Raw genomic sequence first — 297 nt, forward strand, 5'->3', positions numbered from 1 at the left:
CTGTACAGGATACCAATGGGAGTACCACGACGTCTGATCTCGTTCTTTTGGGAAACTAGTATCTAATTCTAATTTATTAATATCCAACTCAACATCTAAAGTAAATGGTCTTAGTTTCGATGATGTATCTTCCAATGACCTACGATATTTTTCTAATATACGTTCCTCAACTTCCACCGCCTGAATTAATTGAGTTATCCAAAGAAGATTCTCTACGTACTTATCCATTTTACGTTCTTCTTTTTCATTATGGGGAGTCTGGTTCGTTTTAAATGAGTGTATAGTATCATCACATAA

The 297-nt window shown here is 34.7% G+C and carries 1 protein-coding gene; it reads right to left on the reverse strand.

Annotation, left to right across the window (positions count from 1 at the left end):
• Nucleotides 1-228 (reverse strand): hypothetical protein (locus tag AOA60_RS33430; RefSeq protein ID WP_218240760.1); only part of this gene is annotated, 228 nt, incomplete at its 3' end.
• Between the last annotated feature and the right edge of the window lie 69 nt (nucleotides 229-297).

Origin of the sequence: Pseudomonas sp. 2822-17, assembly GCF_002742485.1 — a bacterium.
Taxonomy (GTDB): domain Bacteria; phylum Pseudomonadota; class Gammaproteobacteria; order Pseudomonadales; family Pseudomonadaceae; genus Aquipseudomonas; species Aquipseudomonas cyclaminis.